At 47.3% G+C, this 21,397-nt stretch carries 20 protein-coding genes; 14 read left to right on the plus strand and 6 right to left on the minus strand.

Features of this window, described 5'->3' with window-relative positions; all coding sequences use genetic code 11:
- Window positions 1-213: 213 nt before the first annotated feature.
- Window positions 214-477 (minus strand): putative hemolysin, encoded by a 264-nt coding sequence (locus WFK59_RS20505; protein WP_233988810.1) that lies wholly within the window; start codon window positions 475-477, stop codon window positions 214-216.
- 637 nt (window positions 478-1,114) lie between these two features.
- Between WFK59_RS20505 and WFK59_RS20510 the strand changes: the two genes are divergently transcribed.
- From WFK59_RS20510 to WFK59_RS20520, 3 genes are all read left to right on the plus strand, one after another.
- Complete coding sequence (locus tag WFK59_RS20510) at window positions 1,115-4,129, plus strand: autotransporter outer membrane beta-barrel domain-containing protein (protein WP_336757084.1); 3,015 nt, start codon at window positions 1,115-1,117, stop codon at window positions 4,127-4,129.
- Between the two features lie 53 nt (window positions 4,130-4,182).
- A complete protein-coding gene (locus WFK59_RS20515; protein WP_233988812.1) occupies window positions 4,183-4,500 on the plus strand; it encodes a NirD/YgiW/YdeI family stress tolerance protein in 318 nt (105 codons plus the stop codon).
- A 208-nt stretch (window positions 4,501-4,708) separates the two neighbouring features.
- Entirely contained in the window at window positions 4,709-5,035 is a 327-nt protein-coding gene (locus tag WFK59_RS20520) for a hypothetical protein (protein WP_336757086.1), read from the plus strand.
- Window positions 5,036-5,131: 96 nt separating this feature from the next.
- Here the strand turns inward: WFK59_RS20520 and WFK59_RS20525 are convergent, their stop codons facing one another.
- From WFK59_RS20525 to WFK59_RS20535, 3 genes are all read right to left on the minus strand, one after another.
- Window positions 5,132-5,674 (minus strand): hypothetical protein, encoded by a 543-nt coding sequence (locus tag WFK59_RS20525; RefSeq protein ID WP_336757088.1) that lies wholly within the window; start codon window positions 5,672-5,674, stop codon window positions 5,132-5,134.
- Between the two features lie 106 nt (window positions 5,675-5,780).
- A complete protein-coding gene (locus tag WFK59_RS20530) occupies window positions 5,781-6,446 on the minus strand; it encodes a LuxR C-terminal-related transcriptional regulator (protein ID WP_233988815.1) in 666 nt (221 codons plus the stop codon).
- A gap of 12 nt (window positions 6,447-6,458) precedes the next feature.
- A complete protein-coding gene (locus WFK59_RS20535; RefSeq protein WP_233988816.1) occupies window positions 6,459-7,049 on the minus strand; it encodes a helix-turn-helix domain-containing protein in 591 nt (196 codons plus the stop codon).
- A 1,024-nt stretch (window positions 7,050-8,073) separates the two neighbouring features.
- Here WFK59_RS20535 and WFK59_RS20540 point away from each other — a divergent pair.
- From WFK59_RS20540 to WFK59_RS20590, 11 genes are all read left to right on the plus strand, one after another.
- A complete protein-coding gene (locus WFK59_RS20540; protein WP_233988817.1) occupies window positions 8,074-8,391 on the plus strand; it encodes a hypothetical protein in 318 nt (105 codons plus the stop codon).
- An 8-nt stretch (window positions 8,392-8,399) separates the two neighbouring features.
- A complete protein-coding gene (locus tag WFK59_RS20545) occupies window positions 8,400-8,624 on the plus strand; it encodes a hypothetical protein (protein WP_233988818.1) in 225 nt (74 codons plus the stop codon).
- A 113-nt stretch (window positions 8,625-8,737) separates the two neighbouring features.
- Window positions 8,738-9,268 (plus strand): fimbrial protein, encoded by a 531-nt coding sequence (locus WFK59_RS20550; RefSeq protein WP_336757091.1) that lies wholly within the window; start codon window positions 8,738-8,740, stop codon window positions 9,266-9,268.
- 64 nt (window positions 9,269-9,332) lie between these two features.
- Window positions 9,333-10,070, plus strand: coding sequence for a fimbrial biogenesis chaperone (locus WFK59_RS20555; protein ID WP_336757092.1), 738 nt, complete (start codon window positions 9,333-9,335; stop codon window positions 10,068-10,070).
- Window positions 10,071-10,097: 27 nt separating this feature from the next.
- On the plus strand, window positions 10,098-12,692 hold the full coding sequence (locus WFK59_RS20560; protein ID WP_336757094.1) for a fimbria/pilus outer membrane usher protein: 2,595 nt from the start codon (window positions 10,098-10,100) through the stop codon (window positions 12,690-12,692).
- Window positions 12,693-12,706: 14 nt separating this feature from the next.
- Window positions 12,707-13,765, plus strand: coding sequence for a fimbrial protein (locus WFK59_RS20565; protein ID WP_336757096.1), 1,059 nt, complete (start codon window positions 12,707-12,709; stop codon window positions 13,763-13,765).
- Window positions 13,766-13,832: 67 nt separating this feature from the next.
- Window positions 13,833-14,495: a response regulator transcription factor gene (locus WFK59_RS20570; protein WP_293001503.1), complete on the plus strand. Its 663-nt coding sequence runs from the start codon at window positions 13,833-13,835 to the stop codon at window positions 14,493-14,495.
- Between the two features lie 79 nt (window positions 14,496-14,574).
- Window positions 14,575-15,852, plus strand: a complete 1,278-nt coding sequence (locus WFK59_RS20575; RefSeq protein ID WP_233988824.1) for a TolC family outer membrane protein — start codon at window positions 14,575-14,577, stop codon at window positions 15,850-15,852.
- A 26-nt stretch (window positions 15,853-15,878) separates the two neighbouring features.
- Entirely contained in the window at window positions 15,879-17,138 is a 1,260-nt protein-coding gene (locus tag WFK59_RS20580) for an HlyD family secretion protein (protein WP_233988825.1), read from the plus strand.
- A gap of 16 nt (window positions 17,139-17,154) precedes the next feature.
- A complete protein-coding gene (locus WFK59_RS20585) occupies window positions 17,155-19,332 on the plus strand; it encodes a peptidase domain-containing ABC transporter (protein ID WP_336757098.1) in 2,178 nt (725 codons plus the stop codon).
- Window positions 19,325-19,759: a DcrB-related protein gene (locus WFK59_RS20590; protein WP_233988827.1), complete on the plus strand. Its 435-nt coding sequence runs from the start codon at window positions 19,325-19,327 to the stop codon at window positions 19,757-19,759. Before WFK59_RS20585 ends, WFK59_RS20590 begins: the two co-directional genes overlap by 8 nt.
- A gap of 139 nt (window positions 19,760-19,898) precedes the next feature.
- On the opposite strand, the gene WFK59_RS20595 is transcribed toward WFK59_RS20590, so the two are convergent.
- Together WFK59_RS20595 and WFK59_RS20600 are read right to left on the minus strand one after the other, a co-directional pair.
- Window positions 19,899-20,390 (minus strand): FidL-like protein, encoded by a 492-nt coding sequence (locus WFK59_RS20595; RefSeq protein WP_233988828.1) that lies wholly within the window; start codon window positions 20,388-20,390, stop codon window positions 19,899-19,901.
- Window positions 20,387-21,214 carry a winged helix-turn-helix domain-containing protein gene (locus WFK59_RS20600; RefSeq protein ID WP_336757100.1) on the minus strand — a complete coding sequence of 276 codons (828 nt, stop codon included), beginning with the start codon at window positions 21,212-21,214 and terminating at the stop codon, window positions 20,387-20,389. Before WFK59_RS20600 ends, WFK59_RS20595 begins: the two co-directional genes overlap by 4 nt.
- Between the last annotated feature and the right edge of the window lie 183 nt (window positions 21,215-21,397).

Here is a 21,397-nt window from a genome sequence, read left to right on the forward strand (position 1 = left end):
CGCGGCGGTTAATGAAGGAATAACGAGGAGAGGTAACGGGGCGGTGAGCAGTATAAACGGCGCGGGTTACTCACCGCTCAATTTCCTGTGTAAGCGGTAAAACAAGCCGTTAGTCAGAAATGAGGTTGATCTGACCGGACGGCTTATGCGGGGATATTTCGCAGGCGTGGAAGCGGAGCCGCATTCTGGACCCAGCCTCATGCAGCGCGCGGATTATTTCGCAGGCGTGGAAGCAGGATGCGCCTGGCGGTAGAGTGTCCACTGCTCGACTTGCTCACCGGAGGGTAACGTACAATATCCAACAACCCCGGCGTCCGTGTTCACCTGTGAAGGCGTACCTCCCACTTTAATGCACCAGTTTGTCGCCGGATTCGCCATGCCAATGCGTTCAGGCGCTGCGGGTTTTTGTGCGCAGGCCGTGAGCTGCAGCGCTGTCAGTACCCCGAAAATAGCCACACTCATTTTAATCAGCTGCATTAATCACCTCTTTTCCAGTTGTTCATGCGTTTGTTCTTTTCACTGACTCAGACGCAGGCCACTAGTTTCGGAACGGTCTCTTGAGTCATCATCCCTGTTAGTGGAAAAGGTTAATCACACTCTTAGTTAATTAATGACCCTGTCATGGCCTTGTCATGTCAAAAAACGGATTGATTTTATCAGGTCAAGATTAAACAGGTGATTAATCACCCGCTGTTAACTGACTTTATCGACAAGAATTTCACAGCTTCCGATTATAAATATAGTCAAAAAACTATGCGTGTGATTTTTTTTAACAGGAATACCCACTTTGTCAGAGTCGCATAACCTTAATTTCAAAGAGGAACCTCATCAGACAGGCTCATTTATGTAACGATTGATTAAAAGCGGAGACTTTCAGCTTCTTTACATAATTCAGCGCTGCCCGGCATAATCCTGTCGTTTTCATTAAAGATGAAGTCGTAAAATATATGATTTCATTTAACATGACCGCTATTAATACATGAAGCTTATTCAATACGTTTAATCATTCCCTGATGGTGCCTGGATCAATTGAGCTGAATCTAAGTCATCAATAAAATCTTAAGGAAGAGTTACTGGTATGAATAATAAATTCAGAATGAGCAGGCTCGCAAAAATGCTGATGCTAGCCGGTGGTGTAGGCGTGATGCCGGGCATCGGCGATGCGGCAGTGACAGGAAGCCAGACGGGAGGCGATATTACCTTACCGGATGGTACGACACTGATTGCCGACCAGACATTGAATGGCGGACTCTACGGTATTCTGGTGCCAAACGGCACTGCCGGTACGGTAGAAACCGGTAGTGGCAGCACCGTCAGCGTTACCGATGTCGATCATTTTGCCCAGGGCATTTTTCTGAACGGTGCAAACAGCGATCTTCACGCCAACAAGTTAATTGTCACCGTATCGGGTAAAACCGCCAGCGCGATCGAACTTACCGGTAATCAGTCCAGTGCTGATTTGGGCACGGGAAGTTCGGTGACCGCCGTAGGAAGTGGCAGTGGATTCGCTGATGGCGTAACGGTGAAGAATGCCTCCACCCTGACAGCAGAAAAATTGCAAATATCGACGCAGGGCGATAACGGAATTGGCCTGCATGTTTCCGGCTATGGTACAGAGGCCGGTTTAGGTAATGACAGTGCCATTCAGACCAATGGCACCAGCAGCAATGCCGTGCAGATTGATGCCTTTACCGGTCAGGCCACGGACAGCGTTCCCCTGGTAACAGCAAATCACCTCACGATTAAAACGCTGGGCGACAGCTCTCAGGGTATTAACATTCAGGCCGACAGCTCGGTCGATCTCGGCAGCAATTCAACCATCATCACCACCGGCGAGACTTCCGTTGGCATCTGGAGCCTGGGTACTTTAACCGCCGATCACCTCAATATCAGTACCTCGGGTACGGCATCAGCTGGCCTGTCGGTCAGAGGAAACGGGCTTGCCGATGTTGGCGCGGGCAGTGTGATTTTCTCGGCGCAGACCGGTGCTATCGTGGCAATGGGCGATAGCGCCACGGTCAACTACCTTGGGACTGAAACAGAACGCAATACGCTGCAGTCGGCGGGTTCTTATGGCGCCTCTTCACAGTCAGCTGGCGCGACCGTCAACCTGCTGAACACCGATATTACCATTAATAGTGTCGATACCCTGGGTCTGGGCTTGTGGGCATTGGGCGGGCAGATCAACGGCGAAAACCTGACAATTACCGGTTTACCGGACAGTACCATCGGGGTTTACGCCATGGCTGAAGGCGAGGTTAATCTTCAGGGTGATCTGACCATTGATATGGGATCGCCTGAAGGGGTTGCGATGGCGACTCAGCATAATGAGGGCTATGCACCCAGCGTGATTAATGCTGACGGAACGATGGCGATTACCGGTAGCGTTAATTCGCTGGGAGGATTGATCGATCTCAATTTCGCCTCAGGTTCACTCTGGTCAGGCAGCGCCAACAGCGACAACGTCAATGGCGGCCACCTTAATGTCAATCTGACTGATAGCGAATGGCGCGTTGCAGGCGACTCTGTGCTCGACAATCTGCAAATGAGCAATTCCCTGGTCGATCTGACCGCCGCCACCGACGACAGCAGCTACTCCACGCTGACGGTGTCTAACCTGAGCGGCAGCGGTAATTTTGCGTTACGGACTGATATTGTCGGTGACGGGGATGGCGTTAATAATATTGGCGATAAAGTCGTGGTTACTGAAAGCAGCGCGGGTGATTACACGCTGCTCATTCAGAACCGCGGCAGTGCCGTCACGACCGGTAATGAAGTGCTGACCGTCGTTGAAACGCCCGACGGCGTCGCGACTTTCAAAGGGGATTCAGATGTTGAACTGGGCGGTTATGTTTATACCGTCAATCAGCAGGATACTAACTGGGTGCTCTCCTCGCCAAAAGCGGAAGCCGAGACACCGGCCGACGATGCTGAGGTCACGCCGGTCGATCCCGCGGATAATGGAGCAGTCACGCCGGTCGATCCCGCAGATACTGGAGCAGTCACGCCGGTCGATCCCGTGGATAATGGAGCAGTCACGCCGGTCGATCCCGTGGATAATGGGGCAACCGCGCCGGTCACGCCTGGGGATAACGCAACGACAACGCCAGCCTCTCCGGCAGATAATACTGCAGCAGAACCGGACAAAACCGGAGATCAAAGCAGTGCTTCACCTGCTGCCCCGGCGGGTACAGCGCCTGCAGCCAGTGGTCCGTCAGTCATTAGCAGTACTGCAAATGCCGGTGCGAATTTCCTCAATATTGGTTATCTGATGAATTACGCCGAAACCCAAACGCTGATGCAGCGCATGGGTGACGTTCGTCAGGGTAAAACCGCCGGCAATGTCTGGCTGCGCGGCATTGATGGCCGTTTCAGCGGTTTTGCGAGTGGCAAATTAAGTAACTTCAGCCTGAACTATACCGGTTATCAGTTTGGCGTAGATAAACGCGTTTCGGACGAAATTCCGCTTTATCTCGGTCTGTTTATGGGTGTGACCGAAGGCTCTCCGCACTATCGAGACGGCGACGGTAATACCCGATCCAGTCATGTCGGTATGTACAGTACCTGGATGAATGATGAGGGCTACTATGTCGATGGAGTAGTGAAATTTAATCGTTTCAAAAATCAGTTTAGTGTCAAAGACACACAGAATAATCGGGTTTCAGGTACGGCAGCGTCATACGGTTTCAGCGTATCGCTGGAGGCCGGTAAAAAATTCAGTTTTTCAGAAGATGCTAACGGCTTTTATCTGGAACCGCAGCTGCAGATGACAGCAGGTTATCAGGATAGTAGCTCGCTTCGGGCATCCAATGGACTGAATATCAGCCTGTCGAACTACAAGTCTGTACTCGGCCGGGCGAGTGTGCTGGCAGGCTATGAGATGCACCAAAGCGGCTACAAGCTCAACAGCTATATCAAAACCGGAATGATGCGCGAATTTTCGGGCGATACACATTATGCGCTGAATGGTTCACGAGAGAATCTTTCCTTTAAAGGAAATGGCTGGAATAACGGCATCGGCGTCAGCGCTCAGATCAGTAATCACACCCTGTTTATGGAGGCGGATCTCGTTGATGGTAACCGTTTCAATCAGCGCCAGATTAATGCGGGTTATCGCTTCAGCTTTTAATTAACAGACATTCTTAGCTCAGGGCGCTAAATTCTTCACGACAGGAGTTGAAAATGAAAAAAACCTTGCTGGTGATCTTTACCTTAATAGGTTCATCGGCGGCTTTCGCCAGTCAGCAGGTCTCGGTGGCTGAGGCGAAAAAAATGCGCGATGACCGGCATGTTACGCTCACCGGCACCATTACCGGACGTGCCGATGACGATCACTACTGGCTTAAAGATTCGACTGGCCGCATTCGGATTGATATTGACGAGGATGATGATGACGATGATCACTATCTGGTGGGTAAAAAGGTCAGGATAAACGGCGAAATTGATCGCGACGATGGCCAGACTGAAATTGATGTCGATCGGGTCGTTATTATTCAATAACGCCTCCGTTCAGAATAAACAAAGCCAGCGATTATGCTGGCTTTGTTCGATCCATCATGAAGATTTAGATTTCCTGTTCCGAAGCCGCCTGTACAGGCTCTTATGCTGCAGCTGCGGCAACCCATGCCCTCATCAATGAACAGCGTTGATTGCTGACGAATCGGCCGTGTCGTAATGCACGGTTGCCGCTTCCGCTTAGCCTGAGGTTATGGCTCAGTTAACTGAGGTTGCATCGACACAGGATCGTAATTCCCTTTTGATCTGCGTGCCGGCATACGCCTCTTCAGGTTTAATCAACAGCGCTGGCAAACGACTTAACGGCATTAATCAGGATTATACTGCCAGGTCACAATCGCGGCGTAATCATCATCATTTGATACGGCAGCAGGCATACCTGGAGGATGAAAATGCTGGCTGGCCTTCCCTGCTGCTCAGGCCTCTGGTGCTGCGGATATGGTGTCATCGCGCGGTTTTGCTGCCGCGACTCAGGATGATAAAGAGTAATGCGTTGTCGCTTTTTGCTGACAGGAAATGAATAGTCTGCGCCCGGATTCTGTTCGCGCAATCCTTTACTCATACTCAGCGTTGTTAAATTTGTAGAGTGTCTGACTTTCTGTCTCCGCCAGAGAGATCAGGTCAGGCAGTGTTCATTTGCAACGCTGAACAGCGTCAGCAAATGTGGTTCGACGTTAAACAGCGCTTTTTCTGCTTCCTCTTCGGGTACCCAGCGTGCCGTGACCGCGTTCTGACTATTTAATGCAATCTGATAGAAATACCGCTTTCCCGCCTGAAATGTGGTTGAGCTACCCGGCAGATTTTCAGAACGGCCAAAGCGATGCTGGTCAAGCTGACCTATCGAGATATCAAGCGATCCTGCACCAGGGCAAAGGATAAGCTTTACCGCACGATTATGCGGAAGTATGCTCGTATGGTATTGATTATTGATGAATACATTGACCACCTTATTTGACGCAGGCGATGTATCGCCATCTACCCGATACACGATAAGCTGCGCATGCGTACCGGGAGCAGGAATAACCGGCAAGGGTGAAGCCACTGCATAGTGACTGTAGAGATAACTCATCAAAAAAACCACCATACCAATAATGAGTGCCAAAATGGCCCTGATGGGGATAGAGATAATGATGGTTTTTTTCTGAGATTCATTGTTCATAACTGGCTCACACAAAAAATAGATCAAATATATCAAACTGAGAAAAATTTACTTTTTTCGCATAGCGGGATTTTACAGGCTGACTCGCATCTCATCGCCCTGCCCTCTACTCATCGTTTATCACACCCTTATATAATTCAATTAATGAAATTGAGTTGAGAAAAGAGTGGAACTCATAATCACCCTTAATATCAAACTTTTTCATTACATTATACTTGTGAGCGTATACCGTTTTAGTTGAAAGCCCGAGAAACTTTGCCGTATGCCGGACATTGTTCCCTTTCTTCAAAAAACTCATCACCTGCAGCTGCACCAGGGAAATCCGGGAAAAATGGCATCTTGTGCAATCGGATGGCTGGTAGCCGTTTTTATTTTCGTCATGCGCAAGAAGCCAGGCTTTGGTTATCTTATCCCTGATGTTTTTTACTGATTCTGTCCATGCAATCACGGTTAATGACTGATAGCAGACCGGCAGTTCTTCAGGAATAATTTTGTCAGGCTGATCGGTAAAGACCAACAATATGCTGCCTTTTTTTCTGTATTGATAGGCTGGCTGACACATATAGAGTCGCCATTGCGAAACATTGATGATGATTATGTCCGCTTTTGTCAGATTCTCACTATCAAAACCGTTTAAAAACCCCACGTTGGCGCTGAAGAGAAATGCTTCTTTTATCAGCTCAGATATACCAAATTTAAAATAATAGTTATCATCCTTGCATATGATCTTAACATCCATGTTTTTCCCTTTAACATCCAGATTTCCGAGCATGAAACTTTCCTGCTAGGTAAATTTACCGTTAACCAGCTCCAGTTCACCTTTCTCTTTCAAATCCTTTAAGACCCGGCAGATGGAGCTCTTGGAAAGATGCGAGCTGTGCTCAATTAAGTAGAGTGCTGAAAATCGTCTTTTCAGGTGTGGAGGCAGTTTTTTCCAGCGACCGATTAATGACAGCACCTCATCGTAAGAGTTGCTTTTAGGCAACTGAATATAATTCATCAGGTCAGAATACTGACCGGAGAGAATAGACATTGCATCATTAAACAGATTCTTTTCAAAAATCAACATCCAGAACTTTTCATAGTCGATAAAGCTGACTTTCCCATAATCAACCCTTTCAAGATAGATCGGTGGTTCATCCAGTGCGGGAGTCACGCCGACCACGGCAGGTGCTGACAGGATGTTAAGGACCTTATTTTCTCCTTTTAGTTTTAGCAAAAAATCGCCGTCCAGAATAAACATTACCCGGCGAACATTGTCTTTTGTCAAATGATAGCGGCGCTTTCCACGCGATATCTCATCGGGATTAGCAATTTGGGTGTAACCCGCTAATGCATCGATGATTCGCTCATGATTTTCAGTCACTCTATACATATCGATTAACTCAATCCAATTGATTCACAAGGCGATACTGGACAGCCCGTGATCACTATTTAAATTATAAAAAAACCAGTCTGCGCTGTTCTCTTTGCTTGTTCCTGGTGAAGCGATTTCTATAGCTATTTACCCCTCTAAATCCTCAGTTAGGGATAAGAGTATTATCGGTTTCGCTATAATAAAATCAGCACAGTAAAATTCAATCCCACAAACCAGCGAAAAGGTAGGATTAAAATCCAGCAACAACGAAAACAACCACACCATACACTGCTAAAAACTTATTTATCAGATCATATATCCACCAAACAGAGACATCCTGATTGCGTTATAACTTTTTTCCTAAAAATTGGTTTTTACATATCCATATGATAACTAATGTTATCCACACCGGAATTGAAACAATGAATTTCACATTAACATGATCTAAAAAGCACAAATAAAATATGAAACTCAATTTTGGAATCAATGTTAATACTCGCTAAAAAAATTGACTCCTCACATCAGCTCAGTGCCAGTAAATTTAATCACGCCAGTGCCAAAACAGACAATTAAATATAAAAATGCCCAATAAATAGTTTTTTATTCTATTTATTAGCCACTAAATAGCTTTTAGTTCCAGAAATAGAGTGAGAGGCTTATCTGCCCTCTTTCTGTAAGAGAGGCGGAATATAGCCAGCCAGGCGGACAGGCTCTGGTCGTCCGGCTACTGATACATTCATTCAGCTTGCCGACTGAGGCAGCGCTACATGATCCTCAGCTATTAATTTAATTCTTAAATAACACTAAAGATTAAAAAGCCAGGCAGTGATGGGAATTTTTAACTTCATACAAAAAAGAAATTATTATCGCAGCATTACAATGCAGGTTAAATATTTGTAATCGAACATCTGGAGTTTCATCTAATTTGCAAACGAAAAAATAAATTATGGATACTTTACTATTTAATTCGTTCGGATTAATCCATTTAATAGCGCAGCTCAGTTGATACAGCAGCAACAATTAATATTAGGGAGATAAATAAGTGAGAGAGTTAACATCTTTTGAAGTTCAGAACGTTTCTGGGGCTGGTTTTTTTGATTTTATTGGTGCCGTAGTGGTGGGTTCTGCTACTGGTCTGACTGCATTTGGCCTTAAATGGGGCATAAGCGGTGGCGGCACTGGTGGTGTCTTAGGCTTAGGTATTATCTCTGCTGGCGTTGGTTTTATCGTTGGTGGCGTTCTTGGCCTGGTTGATGGTGCACTGTACGGTGCAATGAATGGCTGGGATACAACTGCTGCCTGGTTCAACCAGGTTACAGAAAATCAGTTTGATCTCAACGTTAAACCTGTTTCTGTTTAAGGTAAATCATGCGCGAATTAAAAGAGAGTGAGATTCAAAATGTCAGCGGCGGCTCATTAACCTCGTTGATCCTCGACTTTTTTAAAAGCATAAACGCTTCCTCTCAGGAAGAGACCACCGAATGGACGCGTCCGGAAGAAGTTCCGGCGGCCAATCCAATTAGTGGCCAGGCCTTTGGCATGGGCATTGTAAGTGTTGTCGCAGCAGTCGCCTTTGGCCTGTTTGCTTTTTAAGTTACGGGCGGAGTGATCTCCTTCTGTAAATCCGATGTGAGTGATTGCAACCAATAGCAATCACTCATTGTTAATGCAGTTCATCTTTTTATTTTTTATACAAAGGAAAGTATATGAAAAAGGTTTCTATGATTTCTCTCGGTCTGCTGCTGGCAGCCGCTCAGGTTAATGCAGCTGAAGCATCTGATGGCACCATCAATTTCACCGGTCAGATCGAAAGCCAGACTTGTACTGTTAGCGTCAACGGCGGCACCAGCACCGGTACCGTAGTATTGCCAACCGTCTCTTCAAGCCTGCTGAAAACTCCAGGACAGACCGCTGGAAGCACCCGCTTTACTATCGATCTGAGCGATTGCTCTACTCAGACTGGTGACGTTTATGCTTATTTTGAACAAGGCTCTAACGTTAACGCCAATGGCCGTCTGAACAACACCGGTACTGCAGAAAACGTTGAACTGCAGCTGCTGGATAACGCAAGCAATGCTCTGAACGCGGGCAGCACCGCTCAGACAACTTCACCAGTGACTGCAACACTGGCAGCCGGTGCAGCAACGCTGACTTATGCCGCTGAGTACTTCGCTACCGCTGCTGCAACTTCAGGTACCGTTGCTTCATCTGTAACTTACTCAATCAATTACCTCTAATTGATTCTGGTGGGGAGACACCGTCTTCCCACCTCTTTTCCTCTTTGTTAAATCCAGTAATATTATGAAAAAAAAAAGCGTTAACTTCATAGCATCATTGCTGCTTGCGTGCGTTTTTTCCACGCCAGCTCTTGCCAGTGTCACTATCATCGGCACCCGGGTTGTTTACCCTGCTTCAGAAAAAGAAGTAACGGTACGATTGGATAATCGCGGCGATCGGCCTGCTCTGGTCCAGTCATGGATTGATGCTGGTGATCCTAATCAGCCACTGGATAAGATCAACGTTCCCTTTGTTTTATTACCCCCGGTTTTTCGCATGGAAGCCAATAAAGGGCAAACCTTACGAATTGTTTATACCGGCAGTAACCTCCCCACAGATAAAGAATCAATATTCTGGCTAAACGTACTGGATATCCCACCGAAGGATAAAAGTCTCGCGAATAAAAACCAACTGCAAATGGCTATAAGGAGCCGCATCAAACTTTTCTATCGTCCCACTACGCTCAACTCCAAAGATGCAGCAGAGGCTGCGACTGCACTGGTTTGGCGTAAAGGTAATAAAAGCAATCAATTAACTGCAATTAATAACTCCCCCTATTACGTTAATGTGGCACAAATTACAGCAGAAGATACTGCTGGTCATAAAGTAGTAAGTGAAAAGGGAGACATGCTGGCCCCAGGCGGAAGTAAAGATTTCACCCTGAAAGGGGCTAACGTAAATCAAATAAAATCGTCATTCCATTACCAGTTTCTGGATGATTTTGGCGCAGCACGGGATGCAGAAGGCCAGATCAGCCAATAATTTTGGTAGTGATAATTAAGGGTAACTATGATGGCAAGGACAGTCTCTGTAAATAAACCAGCGGGCAGACATTTTTGTCGCTCTTTTTTAGCGCTTTTTCTTACCGCTGTAACAACCCCAGCACTGGCTGAGGATAATTATGACTTCGACGAATCCTTTGTAAAACATTTGCCAGGGGTGAAAGTTGATGTGTCTCGTTATGCAAATGGTAACCCAATTGACCCGGGCATTTACACATTAGATATTTTTCTTAATGGCCGTCAGGTCAGCCGCGACAACGTTCGTGTCGTACGTGAAGGAAACGAGACTAAAGCCTGCCTTTCCTACGAGCTTGTAAAAAACCTGTCAATTAAAGACAGCGTTTTTAATTCGCAACAAGCAGAAGAATTACGCGCCGGAAAACAGTGCCTGGCACTGGAAGACGTTATCGATAATAGTAATGCTGCAATAAATAGCGCAGATATGCAAATGGATATTTCCATTCCGCAAATCTATCTTCTGCGTTCTGCGCGCGGCTATGTTGCACCTGAGTTCTGGGATAAAGGTGAAACTGCGCTTACTCTTAATTATAACACTAACTATTATCGCTCTGTTTATAGCGGCGGTCGTGAATATGATTCTTTTTATGGCCGGGCGCTGGCGGGCTTCAATCTGGGTGGCTGGATGTTCCGTCACGATGGCGCACTCAGCTGGCGGCGTCAGCAGGGGCGCGAAGATCATCATTATGACGACATCAACACCTACGTACAGCGTGACATTCCACAACTGAAATCGCGTTTACTGTTAGGTGAAGGCAATACCAGTGGTGAAATCTTCGATACTCTTTCCTTTCGTGGCGCCCAGATTTCAACAGTTGAGCAGATGTGGCCCGATTCACAACGGGGTTATGCACCAGAAATCCGTGGTGTAGCCCGGACGAATGCTCAGGTCACAGTGAGCCAGAACGGCAACAAAATTTACGAAACGACCGTCTCACCTGGCGCGTTTAACATTACCGATCTCTATCCTACTGGTTACGGCGGTGATTTAGACGTCACAGTAAAAGAAGCTGACGGCAGTGAAACGCGTTTCTCAGTGCCTTACGCAGCCATGGCGCGATTGAAACGCCCAGGCATGACCTACTATTCCCTGACCGGCGGCGTATCGCGCCGCGATAATATGGTTTACACCCCTTCGGTGTATCAGGGCACCATCCAGCATGGCTTCACTAATAGTCTGACCGGTTATTCCGGTATTCTGGGATCAGATAACTATACGTCCGTGTTACTGGGTGGTGCGTTTGGTTTTCCGATTGGCGCCATTTCTCTGGACATCACCGGTGCACAAACAAAATATGGTGATGAAAAGAAACAGGGTGTCAGTTACCGGGCGACCTACAGTAAGAAAGTCTCTCAAACGAATACTAACTTTACCCTGGCAGCCTACCGATTCTCCTCATCTGGCTATTACAGCTTTGATAACGCATTGCAAATTAACAACTATTATAAAAAGAATGGCAGAAATGGCACTGTCAATTATCTTTCACGTCCTAAGCAACGTTTTTCAATGACCGCCAGCCAAAATTTTGGAGATTCATTTGGGAGTCTCTATCTTACTGGTTTCGTTCAAAACTACTGGAATGATACCGGTACCAACACTCAATTTCAGCTGGGGTACAATAATACAATTGGGCGAGTATCCTATACAATTTCCGCGAACCGATTATTATATTCAACCGGCGGACACGATACACAATTATCACTCGACTTCTCAGTGCCTTTAGGCAGCGATAACAGGCACAATTTAACTGGAAGTGCGACCCATACTAAAGATGGGGTCAACGCCCAAACGGGAGTTAATGGCGTTTTAGGCGAGCAAAACCAATTTAACTATAACGTTGGTGTCGCGCGTGATATTGATAACAATAAATCGGGCTCGATTGGCGGACAATACCGTTCTCCTTACAGCACGTTGACAGCATCTTATACCAAGGGTGAAAACTACTATTCAGCATCAGGTGGCGCCAGCGGCACTATCGTAGCGTTACCGGACAGTCTGACGTTCAGCGCTTATCAGTCATCTACCTATACCGTGGTAAGCGCAGAAGATGCCGGCGGTGCGCGGGTACTGGGTTATCCGAACATTGTGCTTAACAGCAGTGGAAGGGCCATTGTGCCAAATCTTAACCCTTACCGGATAAACGAACTGGCAATAGATCCGAAAGGTATTCCGCTTGATGTCGAACTGGAAGCAACTCAACAACGCATAATTCCTGTTGAGGGCGCGGTAGTCAGACTTGACTATAAAACAACGAAAGGTAAGCCACTGTTGATTCGCGCTAATCAGCCGAACGGTAACGCGCTGCCATTTGGAGCATCAGTTAATGATGAAAATGGCAACCTGATAACAACCGTTTCACAAGGCGGCCAAATTTACGTCAGGTTGAATAAAGATGTCAGCCGTCTGCATGTGTCATGGGGTAAAGCACCGACGGATAATTGTCTGGTGAACCTTGAATCAGGCGCAGTGCAGGCGAGTGAAAATAAATCGCTGGCAAGGCTAACCACGACATGTAACAGCGATCAGAATCAACCTGTTCGTTATGTTTCAACTAGCATAAACGACAATGACAGCCAGGGTTAATTGGGTGAACTATTATGATATTTTTTAATATTTTAAAAAAATTAAGGAGCGTATTGGCTCTGGTTATGCTGGCAATCAATATTGTTGTCGTTACCGCAACCGGTGCCCGCGCTGCTGATGATATAAAATTAACCTGTAGAGCGCCGTTCACCACAGCCGCAATCGATTTGAGAACGCTGGGGATTACCCTCTCATCGGCTGTCCCCATCGGTACAGTCGTTTATGAAGGCAGTGCAACAGTTGATGTACAGTGCGGTATTAATATTCTCACGACATGGCCCGAGGAGGGGCTTAGCACAGAAGTTTATTTTAAACGGCTGTCAATCGCCGAGGGTTCGCTGGGTTATGGGTTAACGTTATACCTGGGTTATGGGGGTGAATATTCCAACGAAGCAGGGACTATCGCCACCGGACAGATGGTTGACAAGTATGCAGGTATCACAACCGGCGGAGTACTGAATAACTACACCGAGTTTACGCTGAATGTGCCTTATAAGATCGTGCGTACCTCCTCCTCACTGACCGCGGCACCACGTACGACGTTGAACTTATTTCAGATCGGATCGTTAGTAACGGGAAGTGATGAAGCTTTCATCGCCAGCAACCTCAGGAATAATGCGATTACGGTAAAAGATGAAACCTGTTCTGTGGCCGGAAATACTACCCAACAGGTGCCACTGGGCAGTTATTCAGTCAGTAAAAGTGGCGGGTTAGGTGCTGGCATTGGACAGACCAGCAATCCGATTCCTTTTGATATTCAGCTGAACTGTGAATCACTGCTATCAGGCACCTTTGAAGTCATGATGCAGTTCGACGGCGATGCGGTCAGCGGTTTGTCAGATGCAGGTGTCGTTGCACTGAATACAACCTCAACCGCGACCGGCGTTGGCGTTCAGATACTGAATGAAAATCAGCAACCCGTTGCGCTGGCGTCACCCTTTAACGTTGCCTCCTATCCTTTGTCTGCTGCGTTAATTACTGTGCCTTTATATGCACGTTATTATCAGACTGCTGAGAAAGTGAGCCCGGGAACGGCGGATGCAGTAGCAACTTATACATTGAGTTATCAGTAAAAATACCGGCAAGGCTCTTCGGAGCCCTGCCATTTCAATCATCTCTAACTGATCAAAGGATTCGTCAGTGGATTTGCCCCAAAGAAAAAATACGCTACGGATTGGTGTATCTGATGAGAGTCCCTTCATTATTTACTCAGTCCAGTCAATTTTATCAACCGAATTCGTTCAGCACGAAATTAACGCTTATCCGGTTGATAAAGAGGATTTACTATTAAACCTTAAGGAGGATGCCCCAGACATACTCATTACAGACTTTAACTTTAGCTTTGAGCGTTATGATTTGAACGGCGTCAATAAAATTGAGGAGATTCATAAGAAGTTGCCTGACCTTAATATTATTATCTTCACCGCTCAGACCAGCCAGGCTATTCTGAATAAAGTATTGCAAATTCCTATCAAGGGCATTATCAGTAAACGTGACGATCGCAGGCAGCTGATTGAGGCTTTTCGATGGATATATTCAGCCAACAAGGGGGTTTATTATTCAGAAAAAATGAAACACCTGGCGCTTGATACCCAAGCCAGCAAAACAAACAGTCTGTTGTCTCCCTCAGAGAATGAAATCATCCGTTTATTCGCGATGGGCTACAGCCTGATGGATATCGCCAAAATACGTAAGCGCAGCGTCAGCACCATCGCAACGCAAAAATATAACGCAATGCGCAAGCTACAGCTGCACTCAAATACAGATCTAATAAAGTATGTTTTTGCCCAGGAATTAATTTAACCCAGGCATTTAATTTTTTGAAACAGCGAAAAACATGAAAATCCATAAATTAAATAAACTCATGCTGATGTTTATGTGTATGCCTGTTTATGTGCATGCCACAAATCTGCAGCAGGCTGCACAGGCCGCATTAAATTATGACTCGGCTTTACAGGCGAGTAAGCAAACCAGCGAAGCAGATAAACAAAAATACTGGCAGGGAATGTCAGGAATGTTGCCGACTCTCACGCTTGAAGGAAGCTGGGATCGCCAGGAGCAACCGGATAAGAAATACCAGAGCGGCGTCACTTCGCATAACTATGATGTCCGAGTCAGGCAACCGTTGTTTGATATGAGTAAGTATGCGGGCTGGCGTAAAGGTATCGCGATTGCCAACACCGCCGAAGCACAGGCACGTCAGGCAGAGGAAAAACTGCTGGGTACCGTTGCCAATGCTTATTTTACCGTGCTCTATCAGCAGGAAGTCTTACAGGCCGCACAGGCCGCTAGCCATAACTTCAAACAGCAAATGGACAAGCTTCAGGCAGGTTTGAGTAACGGGCAAAATACGCGTACAGAAGTTGATGAGGCGAAAGCGAACTATGCCATCGCTCAGGCCAAAGAAATTGAAGCCAGCAATCAGTTACTGCTTGCCGGTGAAGCGGTTCGCCGATTATCCGGCGTCAATCCGGATACGCTGGAGCCGGTTAATTTTCAGTGCCTTAATTCAACGCCCTACTCCACGCTAACCGAAGCGATCAGCGCCAGTCAGCAGCGCAACACCGATATCAAAGTTGCGATGTTCCAGCACGACCAGGCCGATGCCGATGTGCTGGCTGCCGATGCTGCTCACATGCCTGTGGTGTCGCTTTATGCCAGTTATGGCAAAAACTGGAGCCGCAACGATAACGACCAGAACTTCCTTTACGATGCAATTTTCGGCACCAACTCGAAAAGTAATAACCTGCAATACGGCGTAAATGTCTCCGTTCCGCTCTTTGCCGGCGGCAGTCAGCTGTCACAATCATTTGAAGCGTCTTATCGCCGCGAGGCCTCCAGGTACAGCACCATCGAAGCGCAACGCAAAGCGGTTCAGGACACCCGTTCTGCCTGGCTGAGCCTCAAAAATGGCAAGGCGCTTATTGATGCGGAAAAAAATGCGGTTTCTTCGGCGCGCGAAAAAGTCGTCTCGGTTAAGTATGGGCGCGAAATGGGCTTTCGTACGGTCAATGATGAAATGGATGCCCAACAAAAATATTACAGCGCGCTGAAAGATCAGGCTGAAGCACGGCTGAATTATTTAACCGCCCTGCTTAATCTGGCACTCAGCACCGGATCGTTATCAATCGACATGCTGAATTTCTTTCAGTGCCGTTAACCCACTTACATATGATGAATAGTTAAATGGAACAGTCACTTTTTCGCCAGGAAGCACTTGATGCTGCTAATCGCGGCAGTCTGGGTACCGTCGCACTTTATTGTCCACCTTACCGATGGCTGGTTATTTCCATCGTCGTGGTGATTACTGCAGCGACCACACTTTTCTTTATTTTTGGCAGCTACACCAAATATGAATCGTCTACCGGCGAGTTATTACCGAAAAACGGCATGTTGATTATTCCGCCTCCGGTCAGCGCGACCGTTATCGATATCCCGGTAAAAGAAGGCCAGCGCGTAGAGAAAGGCGATGTGCTGATGGTGCTCTCATCTGAAGTCTCGACGCAATTTGGTCAGACGCGTCAGGTGGTCTCAGAAAACCTGGCCGCGCAGCGCGAACGTCTGCAGCAGGATCTGGAAACCCTTAGCAAACTGCATGACGTAGAGATGCAGGGGCTGAAAGAGACGATCAGCAGCCTGAAATTGCAGCAAGAGCAACTGCGGCTTCAGTTAGCGCATCGCAGAAAGCAGGTTGAGCTGGCGCGCTTGCAGCTGACCAAGCTGAAAGCGATGCATAACGAGGGATACGCCTCAAGCCGCCAGGTGGAAGAGCAGGAATCAACGCTGCTCGACGGCCAGGCACGCTATCAGGAATATCAGCGGCAACTGCTGGATATTGCGCAGAAAATCCTGCAGGCGCAGCAGCAACTGCATGAGAAGCCGCTCGACGACGAGAAAAAACGTAACGATATAGAGCGACAGCTGGCAGATAACCGTCAGTCTCTGGTTGAAAACGAAGCTCGCCGTTCTTTTGAATTACGTGCCCCCAAAAGCGGTTACGTCGGCATGATTATGATCAAAAACGGTCAGATGCTGAATGCAGGTCAGTCGGCCATTGCCATCCTGCCCAGTGACAGTGAACTGGTGGCCCGCATCATGGTGAATACCCAATCTATTGGTTTTATCCAGGCAGGACAACGTGTCGTGCTGCGTTATAAAGCCTTCCCTTACCAGAAGTTCGGTCAGCAATACGGCAAAGTCATCGAAGTTTCACGTACGGCACTGACACCTCAGGAAGTCTCAACATTAACCGGTAAAGGCAACATTCAGGAGCAGCAATATCGGGTACTGGTGGCGCTGGATAAACAGACTATCAAAGCCTACATGCAAAATGAGCCGCTGAAACCCGGTATGGCGCTGGACGCCGATTTTATCGTCGATAAACGTCGTCTTTACGAGTGGGTCCTTGAGCCGTTATTCGCGCTCGGTCACAAAATTTCGCTCTGATTAAAAGGTCTGTGCTGTGTTGTTAAAAGATAAACTTAATTTCAGATGGTTTAACCGTCTGCCTGTCATCCGTCAGTCACAGGTGACCGAATGTGGACTCGCCTGCCTGGGCATGATTGCCAACTATCATGGGCATGAGATCGACATGATCACTCTGCGCAGGAAGTTTGCTACCTCGCTCAAAGGTGCCACTCTTGCCAATGTCATTTCGATGGCACAACAGCTGAATATGAGTTCGCGCGCGCTGCGCGTTGACCTGGAAGAGCTGTCTAAGTTGCGTATGCCCTGCATTCTGCACTGGGAACTCAACCATTTTGTTGTGCTGAAAAAAGTGAGCGGCAATAAAATTACGCTTCACGATCCGGCGCGCGGCGTTCGGGAGCTGACATTCAAAGAAGCCTCTAAAGCCTTCACCGGCGTGGCACTGGAACTGATCCCCTCTTCAACCTTTGAAGTAAAAGAGGAAAAAGCCAGCATTTCAATGATGAAGCTGGTCGGCAGCGTGACGGGCGTGAAGTCCGCTTTCGTTCAGGTGCTTATCCTGTCAATCTCACTGGAGCTGTTTGGTGTGTTATCACCCTTTTTTATGCAATGGGTGATGGATATGGTGCTGGTCTCCGCCGACTATTCGCTGTTAACCCTGTTGGGGGTTGGCTTCATCATGATTGCGTTGTTCCAGACCATGATTTCTGCTCTGCGCTCATGGGTGATGGCCTGGTTCTCCAGTCAGCTCAGCGTACAGTGGACGATCAACGTCTGTCAGCACATGCTGAAGCTACCACTCGACTGGTTTGAATCGCGTCACGTCGGCGATATTCTGTCTCGTTACGGTTCGCTTAATACCATTCAAAGCACGCTGACTTCACGCTTTATCAGTACCGTGCTGGATGGGGTAATGTCGATCGTCACCGTAATGATGCTTTTTATCTACAACGCCAAACTCGCCTGGTTAGTCATTGCGCTGTTCATTGCTTATGGCATCTTGCGCTTCATGGCCTACGAGCCGGTGCGCCGCGCCAATGAAGAGCAGATCATCAGCTCAGCGCGCACGCAGTCCTCACTGCTGGAAACGCTACGCGGTATCCAGGCGGTGAAAACCAACAACAAGCAGGTTCCGCGTCTCGCCGCCTATATGAATTATCTGGTGGATAGCACCAATAAAGGGATAGTGATGCAGAAGCTCAATATCCTGTTTGGGTCCGCACAGGGAATACTGACGTCGGTGGGCCGAGTGGTGCTGGTGTGGCTGGCGGCATTACAGGTTCTGGATGGTAACTTTTCTGCCGGTATGCTTACGGCCTTCATCAGCTTCTCAGATCAGTTCATGAGCCGTGGTGCCGGTTTGATCAATGCGATCATTGATTTCCGTATGCTGCGTATGCATGGAGAACGTCTGTCAGACATCGTGTTGTCTGAAACTGAGCCGAATGACGAAGCCAGTCCTCATCAGATCGATCACGATGACGAACCGCAGACATCGAACGATATCGCGCTGGAGCATATTTGCTTTCGCTATGCGCCAACCGAATCCTGGGTCATTGACGATGTCAGCCTCTCTATTAAAGCCGGTGAGAGTATCGCTATTGTCGGGCCGTCGGGTCAGGGTAAAACCACGCTGGCCAAAATTATTCTCGGTCTGTTACATCCCGAAAGCGGTGTGATCAGCGTAGGCGGTCTGGATATCAAGCAGACCGGCTTACAACATCACCGCAATCGCATTGGTTGTGTCATGCAGGATGATATTCTCTTTTCGGGTTCGATCAGTGAAAACATCAGCTTCTTTGATAATGAACCTGACCAGGCGAAAATCACTCGCGTGGCGCGGCTGGCACAAATTCATGGCGATATCATGAAAATGCCAATGAATTATCAAAGCCTGGTCGGCGATATGGGCTCCTTTCTTTCCGGTGGTCAGTTACAGCGTATTTTGCTGGCGAGAGCACTCTATCGCGATCCACAAATTCTGGTGCTGGATGAGGCCACAAGTCACCTCGATATTTATAATGAAACGCAGATCAATACTGCCATTAAGAAAATGAATATCACACGTATTATTATTGCGCATCGCCCGGAAACTATCCGCAGCGCAGACAGAATCGTTATGTTGAATAACGGTAAAATCAGCGAAATTACTGCCGAGCAGTTATTTTCCCGTGCAGACAATGGCCAAAAAATGGAAGGACCGAATGAATAATCACATGTGCAAATTTAGCGAAGGCACCATTACGCTACCTGAAGGATACAGTGAAAGAACGATCAACACGCTGATTGACAAACGATCTGGCCTGCCTCCCATTACCCTTTCCCGGGATGGGCTGGGCAATCACAACAGCATAGAAGAATATATTGAAAGCCAGCTCAGCATGTTAAGAAAGCAAATAAAAGAGTGGCATCAGGCGCCGTATGAACCGGTGGTGCTGGGTAATAATGTCACTAATGGGATATTAATCAGCTATGATTTTTTACGCCCTGATAACATTCGTCAATACCAGAGGCAGGCTATTTTTACCCTGGATATGGATGATCTGCTGATTTTTTCAATCTCGAAACCTGGGCCGTTAACTGACAAAGAGATAGCTGGTTTCTCCGGGACGCTGGCCAGTTTCAGGACCCATAATTAACCCTTGCCCGGCGAGCCGCCGGGCAATACCCGTTTCTTTGTTCATTTTTCAGTTGTTTCATGCTTGTCATGATTTTGCCGCTTTTTAGCGGCTTTTTTTTATCAGAAAAACAGACAAAGCCACTAAGGGATCTTCATGCTCAGTAACGCTGGCAGGTAAACAGGTAAGAGAGAGGCCCGCCAATCAGATAAGAACGTGCGTCGATTTTATCGACATCAAACTGCAGATAAGAGGGGTCCAGTGTCAGCTCCGCCAGCAACAGAGTGAACACCGCATCGGGTGTCGTATCTGTTGAAGCGCTTACAATGTCGTTAATCGCGTAGCGGTAAGTGTCGTAATCAACCTTCTCGCCGCGGGAAAGGACAATCCTGCGGTTAACAATCGTGGTTTTACTATCTGCAACGGCCTGCCCGTTTAGTAAAAGATAGCCAGAATTTTTACTATCAAAGCGTAAGTCCTGGGTTAACTGAAACTCTATCCGGCTTCCTTCGTTTCGGCTCAGATCGTAATGGGTAAAGGTCGAGCAGCGAAAGGGGAATGGCTCAATCCGGGAGCTGAAATAATCGAATCCAACGGTCACCATCAGCAACAAAGCGGCCGGCGCCAGAATAAATGCAATGCTCCTTTTCAAATGTTCCTCCAGTCGAGATAATAAAAGTTGTCACATGAAATAATATCCCCGCGACCGTTAATCTTGCAGGAGGATAAAATCGTCCGGCCAAAATTACGGGTCGTAAAGGCCGTATTATTATCAAAATAGAAGCGCCGACTGGCATCACATGGTTGATTATTTTCTTTAATAATCTCCAGCAACTGTTTATCCAATGACTGCCGTTCAGTATCGTCCACCCCCTTTAATATCACCACGTCACACCCGCCAGGCAATTTTATTGTTGTCGAGACCAGGGATCGTTCAGACGAAACGACAAACCAGTAATAGCCACAGGCAGCGAGCAGAAGCAGCGAAAATAAGACGAAAAAGAGTTCGCGACGGGAAAAATGGCTGGGCTTACTGATGACATTTTGTGGGGTTTCAGGTGTTATCGGACTGCTTTCAGTCGGTGCCACCGTTAATGCTTCGGCTGCAATATCGGGCTCAGGCTCCGCGACAGGCATGGCGGGTGACGGCTGCGTTTCAATCTTAATCTCTGTGTTTATGCGTATCCCAATCTTAGGAATGGTGATAATCAAATTTTCACAGCCATAGGCCGCAAGCGCACGTCGCAGAATACTGAGATACTGATTCAGGTTGCTATTCGAGCCACGCAGGCCATATTTATCCCACACTTCTGTCAGCAGGTTATCCCGCGCCAGGATTTCCCCTTCTGAATTCAGCAGGCGTTCAAAAAGGCGGCCAGAAGAGATGCTCAGACTGATAGATTCCTCAGTAGGAAGATGAGTCAGCGTACAATCATCTGAATTATAAGTAATACTGTCATCGATTATATAAATCATTAAGAAATCACTGAATTTAAGCTAATTGCTCACAGTATAAGGCAGCTTATATAAAGAATCACTAAAGGTGACAGAATGGCGGGAAAGGCATTAACACAGCAGGACGGTTTGTTACGCGCCAGGCAAACTCTGCGTTGCCTGGCGATGGATTTAAACACCATTAATATCAACAGCTTAAATTTA

Origin of the sequence: Pantoea sp. USHLN298 (genome assembly GCF_037149395.1) — a bacterium.
GTDB classification, from domain to species: Bacteria; Pseudomonadota; Gammaproteobacteria; order Enterobacterales; family Enterobacteriaceae; genus Pantoea; species Pantoea astica.

Excerpts from the sequence above, each read along its gene's own strand:
- WFK59_RS20550 (WP_336757091.1), top strand. The coding sequence starts at position 8,738 with ATGAAAAAGGTTTCTATGATTTCTCTCGGTCTGCTGCTGGCAGCCGCT.
- WFK59_RS20505 (WP_233988810.1), bottom strand. The coding sequence starts at position 477 with ATGCAGCTGATTAAAATGAGTGTGGCTATTTTCGGGGTACTGACAGCG.
- WFK59_RS20600 (WP_336757100.1), bottom strand. The coding sequence starts at position 21,214 with ATGATTTATATAATCGATGACAGTATTACTTATAATTCAGATGATTGT.
- WFK59_RS20510 (WP_336757084.1), top strand. The coding sequence starts at position 1,115 with ATGCTGATGCTAGCCGGTGGTGTAGGCGTGATGCCGGGCATCGGCGAT.
- WFK59_RS20535 (WP_233988816.1), bottom strand. The coding sequence starts at position 7,049 with ATGTATAGAGTGACTGAAAATCATGAGCGAATCATCGATGCATTAGCG.
- WFK59_RS20545 (WP_233988818.1), top strand. The coding sequence starts at position 8,400 with ATGCGCGAATTAAAAGAGAGTGAGATTCAAAATGTCAGCGGCGGCTCA.
- WFK59_RS20555 (WP_336757092.1), top strand. The coding sequence starts at position 9,333 with ATGAAAAAAAAAAGCGTTAACTTCATAGCATCATTGCTGCTTGCGTGC.
- WFK59_RS20520 (WP_336757086.1), top strand. The coding sequence starts at position 4,709 with ATGGCTCAGTTAACTGAGGTTGCATCGACACAGGATCGTAATTCCCTT.
- WFK59_RS20590 (WP_233988827.1), top strand. The coding sequence starts at position 19,325 with ATGAATAATCACATGTGCAAATTTAGCGAAGGCACCATTACGCTACCT.
- WFK59_RS20580 (WP_233988825.1), top strand. The coding sequence starts at position 15,879 with ATGGAACAGTCACTTTTTCGCCAGGAAGCACTTGATGCTGCTAATCGC.
- WFK59_RS20525 (WP_336757088.1), bottom strand. The coding sequence starts at position 5,674 with ATGAACAATGAATCTCAGAAAAAAACCATCATTATCTCTATCCCCATC.
- WFK59_RS20565 (WP_336757096.1), top strand. The coding sequence starts at position 12,707 with ATGATATTTTTTAATATTTTAAAAAAATTAAGGAGCGTATTGGCTCTG.
- WFK59_RS20515 (WP_233988812.1), top strand. The coding sequence starts at position 4,183 with ATGAAAAAAACCTTGCTGGTGATCTTTACCTTAATAGGTTCATCGGCG.
- WFK59_RS20560 (WP_336757094.1), top strand. The coding sequence starts at position 10,098 with ATGATGGCAAGGACAGTCTCTGTAAATAAACCAGCGGGCAGACATTTT.
- WFK59_RS20530 (WP_233988815.1), bottom strand. The coding sequence starts at position 6,446 with ATGCTCGGAAATCTGGATGTTAAAGGGAAAAACATGGATGTTAAGATC.
- WFK59_RS20575 (WP_233988824.1), top strand. The coding sequence starts at position 14,575 with ATGCCTGTTTATGTGCATGCCACAAATCTGCAGCAGGCTGCACAGGCC.